This window comes from Roseivivax sediminis, from assembly GCF_900112685.1.
GTDB classification, from domain to species: domain Bacteria; phylum Pseudomonadota; class Alphaproteobacteria; order Rhodobacterales; family Rhodobacteraceae; genus Roseivivax; species Roseivivax sediminis.
Map to the genome: position 1 here is coordinate 288,526 of NZ_FOMS01000006.1, position 7,203 is coordinate 295,728.

General features: G+C 67.0%; 6 protein-coding genes and 1 pseudogene. 4 read left to right on the forward strand and 3 right to left on the reverse strand.

The window, feature by feature from the left end; translation table 11 throughout:
• Positions 1 to 84: 84 nt before the first annotated feature.
• From F3H57_RS22230 to F3H57_RS11810, 3 genes are all read left to right on the forward strand, one after another.
• Complete coding sequence (locus F3H57_RS22230) at positions 85 to 240, forward strand: hypothetical protein (protein WP_188129670.1); 156 nt, start codon at positions 85 to 87, stop codon at positions 238 to 240.
• 209 nt (positions 241 to 449) lie between these two features.
• Positions 450 to 1,502, forward strand: a complete 1,053-nt coding sequence (locus F3H57_RS11805) for a flagellar motor switch protein FliG (protein WP_149756105.1) — start codon at positions 450 to 452, stop codon at positions 1,500 to 1,502.
• 78 nt (positions 1,503 to 1,580) lie between these two features.
• Positions 1,581 to 2,543: a lysophospholipid acyltransferase family protein gene (locus tag F3H57_RS11810; RefSeq protein ID WP_149756106.1), complete on the forward strand. Its 963-nt coding sequence runs from the start codon at positions 1,581 to 1,583 to the stop codon at positions 2,541 to 2,543.
• On the opposite strand, the gene F3H57_RS11815 is transcribed toward F3H57_RS11810, so the two are convergent.
• On the reverse strand, positions 2,507 to 3,202 hold the full coding sequence (locus tag F3H57_RS11815; protein WP_149756107.1) for a DUF1223 domain-containing protein: 696 nt from the start codon (positions 3,200 to 3,202) through the stop codon (positions 2,507 to 2,509). The genes F3H57_RS11810 and F3H57_RS11815 overlap by 37 nt on opposite strands.
• Before the next feature lie 234 nt (positions 3,203 to 3,436).
• Here F3H57_RS11815 and acnA point away from each other — a divergent pair, with 234 nt between their 5' ends.
• Positions 3,437 to 6,235 (forward strand): aconitate hydratase AcnA, encoded by a 2,799-nt coding sequence (gene acnA, locus F3H57_RS11820; protein ID WP_149756108.1) that lies wholly within the window; start codon positions 3,437 to 3,439, stop codon positions 6,233 to 6,235.
• 59 nt (positions 6,236 to 6,294) lie between these two features.
• Here the strand turns inward: acnA and F3H57_RS11825 are convergent, their stop codons facing one another.
• Both F3H57_RS11825 and F3H57_RS22235 read right to left on the reverse strand, forming a co-directional pair.
• Positions 6,295 to 6,876 carry a L,D-transpeptidase gene (locus tag F3H57_RS11825; RefSeq protein ID WP_223163060.1) on the reverse strand — a complete coding sequence of 194 codons (582 nt, stop codon included), beginning with the start codon at positions 6,874 to 6,876 and terminating at the stop codon, positions 6,295 to 6,297.
• A gap of 7 nt (positions 6,877 to 6,883) precedes the next feature.
• Positions 6,884 to 7,203 (reverse strand): annotated as a pseudogene (locus F3H57_RS22235) (hypothetical protein); the annotation flags it as partial.

Consider the following 7,203-nt stretch of genomic DNA (forward strand, 5'->3'; position numbering starts at 1 on the left):
CGGCGCAGCGATGTTGCGCCGGTCCGGCTTTGACCTTGCGTCAAGTTGCGTTACCGTTGCGAGATGCAACCCGGAGGACCGACCATGACGATAAAGACGATCTTCGCCGCGGCGGCGCTGACCGCCCTCTCGGCCGCCTCGGCCAGCGCGACCTGCGACTGGGGCAAGCAGGCGATGTCATGCGGCGACGGCATGACCTACGATTCAGACAAGGGCGCCTGCGTCACCGTTACCGGCTGACATCGGCCCCTAGCCACGCATTGCCGGGCTGCGGTCCGGCAATCTCACGGGTGAGGCATGGCGCTTTATGGCGGCCGCGTCCAAAAACCCTTTGGGCCTACCGATCTGGCCACGAAGTTCGAACGAATATCTATCCGCGCGTAAGCGTTCCTTAACGACGCTCCGATAACTCTGGGCGGGACCGTCAGAACCCCCGGTGCCCGACGCCCATGACCGCCCTGCGCCCGTTCGCCGCCCTGCCGCGCCCCGTGGCCGGCCGGCCCGACAGCCTGACCCGAAAGGCGAAGGCCGCCATCATCGTTCAGTTCATCCTGAACGAAGGCGCCGACGTGCCCCTGTCCTCACTCCCCGAGGAATTGCAGGAGGAGCTCACGGTCGAGCTCGGCAACATGCGTTACGTCGACCGCGCCACGCTCGACCAGGTGATCGAGGAATTTACCGAGGAACTCGAATCGGTCGGCCTGTCCTTTCCCGGTGGCGTCGCCGGCGCGCTCGACCGGCTCGACGGCAAGATCAGCGCGCACACCGCCCGCCGGCTCCGGAAGGAGGCCGGGGTGCGCCAGCTCGGCGATCCGTGGGAACGGATCGGCAATCTGCCGGTCGACAAGATCGCCGAAATGGTCACCTCCGAGAGCATCGAGATCGCCGCGGTGCTGATGACCAAGATCAACGTGACGAAGGCCGCGCAGGTACTCGGCAAGCTGCCCGGCCCGCTGGCGCGTCGCATCACCTACGCCGTCTCCAAGACCTCCGCGATCACGCCCGAGACGGTGGACCGCATCGGCCTCGCCCTCGCCGCGCAGATCGAGGCGGAGCCGCCGCGCGCATTCTCCAGCACATCGGTCGACCGCGTCGGCGCGATCCTCAACTATTCCGCCGACCGGATCCGCGACGATGTGCTCGAAGGGCTGGAGGAGACCGACAAGGATTTCGCCGAGGCGGTGCGCAAGGCGATCTTCACCTTCGCCAACATCCCCGAGCGGGTGTCCGCGGCCGACGTGCCGAAGATCAGCCGCGAGGTCGATAACGACACGCTCGTCACCGCGCTCGCCGGCGCCCGGTCCGAGGAACTCGCCCCCGCCGTCGATTTCCTTCTCGACAACATGTCCAAGCGGGTCGCCGCGTCGCTGCGCGAAGAGGTGGGCGATCGCCCCGTTCCCCGCGCCAAAGACGCCGAAGAGGCGCAGCGCGCCGTCATCGACGCGATCCGCAACCTGGTCAATGTCGGTGAGATCAAGCTGGTGGAACCCGAAGAGGAGTGATCCCACCCGCCCGGCGCGTTCTTGAGCTTGGCGTTCGCGGCACGTATGTCTCTGGTCTGACCGCAAGGGAGCCCGCTCTTGGCCGAGACAGACAGGACCGACGGACCGCAGGCCGCCCGGCCGGCGCCGCCCACCGGGACCTGGCGCGACTGGGCCACCGACCGGGCGCTGCGCTCGGCCATCGCGCTCTGCCTCGCGCTGCCTCTCCGTCTGCGCCTGCGTCTGATGGGCGCATTCGTCACCCGCGTGATCGCCCCACTTGCCGGTTATCGCAAGCGCACGCTGCGCAACCTCGCCCATGTCTGGCGCGACCTGCCCGAGCCGGAGGCGCGCGCGCTCGCGGATCGTGTCGCCGACAATGCCGGTCGCACGATGATCGAGAATTACGACGTCCTCGGCCTGCGCGACCGCATGACCGGCGCCACCCCTGTCGGCGAGGGCGTCGCGGCGATGGAGGCGGCGCGAGAGGAGGGTCGCCCCATCCTTTTCGTCACCGGCCATTACGGCAATTTCGAAGCGCCGCGCGCGCTTCTGGTCTCGCGCGGATGGCAGGTCGGCGGGCTCTATCGGCCGATGAAGAACGCCTTCTTCAACGCGCATTACGCTGCCAACATGGCGCGCCTCTCGGGGCCGGTGTTTGAACAGGGGCGCCGCGGCACGATGGGCCTCGTCAAGCATCTCAAGGCCGGCGGGCATGGCGTGCTGCTCTTCGACATCTACTCGGGCCGCGGGGTGCCCATCGACTTCCTGGGAAAGCCCGCGCCCACGCTCACCTCGGCGGCCGAGATCGCGCTGCGCACCGGGGCGCTGATGATCCCCTTCTTCGGCATCCGCCAGCCGGACGGACAGAGCTTCGTGGCCGAGTTCGACGCGCCGATCCCGCACGGCGATCCGGTGGAGATGATGCGTGCGGCGACCGCGGCGCTCGAGGCACGCATCCAGGCCGATCCGGGACAATGGTTCTGGATCCACCGCCGCTGGAAGCCCGAGCGGCAGGCCCGGCGTCAGCGCAAGCGCGCCGCCGCCAGCACTTCGCCGTAGCCTTCCACCTGCACCAGCACGACGGCGGGCGCGTCACCCTCGATGGCGATCTCGGCGTGGTGCGCGCTTGCACCGTCCCAGTGACCGATCACGTCCCAGTCGGTGACGATGTGGGTATACTCTATCTTGCGCCCGGCATTCTCGCCCCGGCGGATGGCCACCGTCTCGGACGGGGCGTAGCGCACCAGGTAGATCTTCGACGCCGCGACCGGCGTCTCGGTCTCCAGCGACAGGTGAAGGACCTCGCCGCGCCGCTCGACCTCGATCTCGACGGGGGTGGTGCGCGCGCGATGCTGCGCCACAGTGCGCTTGAGGTCCTTCGGCCTGTTGCCGACGATGTCGTCGGTGCCGTTCACCACCATCTGCGGCGTGTAGATCGAAGAGCGCCCCGCGGCGCGCGCATAGCCCTTCTGCCGGGCCGTAAACCGCGGCTGCGCGAAACTGTCCTTCCAGCCGATGTAATCCCAGTAGTCGACGTGCAGCGCCAGCGGGATCACGTCCGCGTCCTCGCCCAGCTCGCGCAACATCCGGTCGGCCGGCGGACAGGAGGAACAGCCCTGCGAGGTATAGAGTTCGACAACGATGGGTCGCTCGTCCGCCGCGAGCGGCCCGGCCAGCGCGGTGCAGAGAGCTGCAGCAAGAACGGGCGCTCGGCGCATGGAACCTCTCTTCGGCGGTGTCGCAACCCCGATCGGATAGACAAGCGCAGGTGAAATGACCAATCAAGGTTTTGAGAGAGACCGACACCCGTCGCAAGGAGGTGACACCCCTCCCCCTTGCGACCGATTGTGCACGATAGTATACAACGCGCATCCCGACCTTGATCGGCCGCGCGCCATCGGGCAGGACACCCGAGACGCTCGCCGTTCCCCAAGCATGCACAGGAGGCACTGATGCCCATCACTGTAGGCCAGGATTCATCGAAGACCCGCAAGACGCTGGAGGCCGGGGGTTCGTCGGTCGCCTACTACTCCATCGAAGCGGCCGAGGCCGCAGGGCGCGGCGACTTCTCGCGACTGCCGAAGTCGCTGAAGGTCGTGCTCGAGAACATGCTGCGGTTCGAGGACGGCAAGACCGTCGACACCGGCGACATCGAGGCGTTCTCCGAATGGGCCGCGAACGGCGGCAAGGCGAACCGTGAGCTGGCCTACCGCCCGGCACGCGTTCTCATGCAGGACTTCACCGGCGTTCCCGCCGTGGTCGACCTTGCGGCGATGCGGGACGGGATCGAGGCGCTCGGCGGCGACGCGCAGAAGATCAACCCGCTGAACCCCGTGGACCTGGTCATCGACCACTCGGTGATGATCGACGAGTTCGGCAACCCGCGCGCGTTCCAGATGAACGTGGACCGCGAATACGAGCGGAACATCGAACGCTACACGTTCCTCAAGTGGGGCCAGAAGGCGTTCAACAACTTCCGCGTGGTGCCGCCGGGCACCGGCATCTGCCACCAGGTGAACCTCGAATACCTCAGCCAAGTGGTCTGGACCGACGAGGACCAGAACGGGGAGACGGTGGCCTATCCCGACACGCTGGTGGGCACCGACAGCCATACCACCATGGTCAATGGCGCCTCGGTGCTCGGCTGGGGTGTCGGCGGGATCGAGGCGGAGGCCGCGATGCTCGGCCAGCCGATCTCCATGCTGATCCCCGAGGTCGTCGGCTTCAAGCTGACCGGCGCGATGGTCGAGGGCACCACGGCGACCGACCTCGTGCTGCGGGTCTGCCAGATGCTGCGCGAGAAGGGCGTCGTCGGCAAGTTCGTTGAATTCTACGGCGACGGGCTCGACAACGTCACGCTCGCCGACCGCGCGACGATCGGCAACATGAGCCCCGAATTCGGCGCCACCTGCGCCTTCTTCCCGATCGACGACGAAACGCTGCGCTACATGCGCCAGACCGGCCGTGACGAGGACCGCATCGCGCTTGTCGAAGCCTACGCCAAGGCGCAGGGCATGTGGCGCGAGGCCGGGTCGGAGCCGGTGTTCTCTGACACGCTCGAGCTGGACATGGCGACCGTGAAGCCGGCGATCTCGGGCCCCAAGCGCCCGCAGGACCACGTCAACCTCGACGAGGCGGCGCAGACCTTCCACAAGTACATCGAGGGCGAGCGCAACGGCAAGCAGGCCAGCGCGCAGGAAGAGGTCCGCTGGGAAGGCGAAGGCGGCATGCCCGAGCCGATGACGATCCCCGGCGACACCGGCAAGCACCGCCGCGGCTTCGTGAAGATGAAGGACATCGACGGCGAGGACGTGGAGTTCCAGCTCCATGACGGCTCGGTGGTGATCGCCTCGATCACCTCCTGCACCAACACGTCGAACCCATACGTGATGATCGGCGCCGGCCTCGTGGCGCGCAAGGCACGCGAGCTGGGCCTCGACCGCAAGCCGTGGGTGAAGACCTCGCTCGCGCCGGGCTCCCAGGTCGTGTCCGCCTATCTGGAGGCCGCGGGCCTGCAGGAGGATCTCGACGCCATCGGGTTCAACCTCGTCGGTTACGGCTGCACGACCTGCATCGGCAATTCCGGCCCGCTGCCGGCCGAGATCAGCCAGTGCATCGCCGACAACGACCTGATCGCCACATCGGTCCTGTCGGGCAACCGCAACTTCGAGGGCCGGATCAGCCCCGACGTGCGCGCCAACTACCTCGCTTCGCCGCCGCTCTGCGTGGCCTACGCGATCGCCGGCGACATGAACATCGACATCGCCAACGACCCGATCGCGCAGGATCCCAACGGCGGCGACGTGTACCTCAAGGACATCTGGCCGACCCAGGCGGAGATCAAGGAACTCGTCGACAGAACCGTCACCCGCGAAAGCTTCCAGGAGAAGTACGCCGACGTCTTCAAGGGTGACGAGAAGTGGCGCGCGGTCGAGACGACGGATGCCGAAACCTACGACTGGCCGGCGAATTCGACCTACGTGCAGAACCCGCCCTACTTCCAGAACATGTCCAAGGAGCCGGGGGAGATCCACAATGTCGAAGGCGCGCGCGTGCTCGCCATCCTCGGCGACATGATCACCACCGACCACATCTCGCCCGCGGGTGCGTTCAAGGAGACGACGCCGGCCGGCAAGTACCTGGTCGAACGCCAGGTCGCGCCGAAGGACTTCAACTCCTACGGCTCGCGCCGCGGCAACCACGAGGTGATGATGCGCGGGACCTTCGCCAACATCCGCATCAAGAACGAGATGCTCGACGACGTGGAGGGCGGCTACACGCTCGATCCCGAAGGCAACCAGACCTCGATCTTCGACGCCGCGATGGCCTATCAGGACAACGGCACGCCGCTGGTCATCTTCGGCGGTGAGCAGTACGGCGCGGGCTCCTCGCGTGACTGGGCGGCCAAGGGCACGGCGCTGCTCGGCGTGAAGGCGGTCATCGCCGAGAGCTTCGAGCGCATCCACCGCTCCAACCTCGTCGGCTTCGGCGTAGTGCCGTTCGAGTTCACCGGCGGCGATACCCGCAAGTCGCTGGGCCTGACCGGCAAGGAAAGCGTGACGATCACCGGGCTCGACAGCGTGACGCCGGGCGCGGAACTGCCCTGCAAGATCACGATGGAGGACGGCTCCGAAAAGGAGATCACCCTCAAGTGCCGGATCGATACCGCGATCGAGGTCGATTACGTCAAGCACGGCGGCGTGCTGCACTACGTGCTGCGCAACCTCGCGAAGGACGATCAGGCCGCCTGATCGGTCCGACCGGATGTCACAAGAGGCCCCGGCAGCGTGCCGGGGCCTTTTCGTTCAGATCAATAGACCGCGTCGATCCGCCCGCGCCCCTGCGACGGCAGCACGATGACCGAGGCGCCGTGCACCGACCGCGCCTCCAGGTGAATGACGTCGTGGTCCAGCATCCGGATGCAGCCCGACGACACCGCACGCCCCAGTTCCAGCGGCACGGCATTGCCGTGCACGCGGTAAAGCGTGTCCTTCCCGTTCCGGAAGAGATAGAGCGCCCGCGCGCCCATCGGGTTGTCCGGCCCAGGATCCATGCCGCCGTTCTCCACCGAATACGGCGCCAGGTCCGGCTGGCGCGCAATCATGCTGGCCGGAACCTTCCAGCGCGGCCAGTCACGGGTGAATTGCAGTCGCGCGGTGCCCTCCCACGCGAAACCGGCGGCGCCGACGCTGACGCCGTAGCGCGTTGCCGTTTCCGGCGACTCGATGAAATGCAGCATCGCGCGGTCGGGATCGACGACGATGGTGCCGCGCGGATGCTCCGGAAACGGGTTGGGCACCTCCTGACGCCAGTATTCTGGCGCGATCGCGCCGTCGGGAATGGCCCCGATCGGGAACGGCTCGTCCGTGATGGCGCCGTAGAAATCCGGCATGGCGATGTCAGCATAGCGTGTTGGCAGGCCGCGGCGTATCGAGGAATGCCTTGAAGATGGAAAGGTAATCGCGGTCGCCATTCTCACGGGCAGCGTGCCACCGGCCATAGGCCCTGAGGTTGCGCGAAGCCGGGCCGCAGAATGGGCGGATGAAGTCCCGGTAGCGGCTGATCAGGGCGTTCACGGTGTTGATGTGATGGGTCTTCGGCATACGGCGAGACCGCTTCCCGCCGTTCAGCGCGAAGTGCGTGATGCGGGTGGTCTTTGCGATCGCCTCGTAGGTGGCGTGGCCATCGGTGCAGAGCACAGCGTCCGCCGCCATCGTTG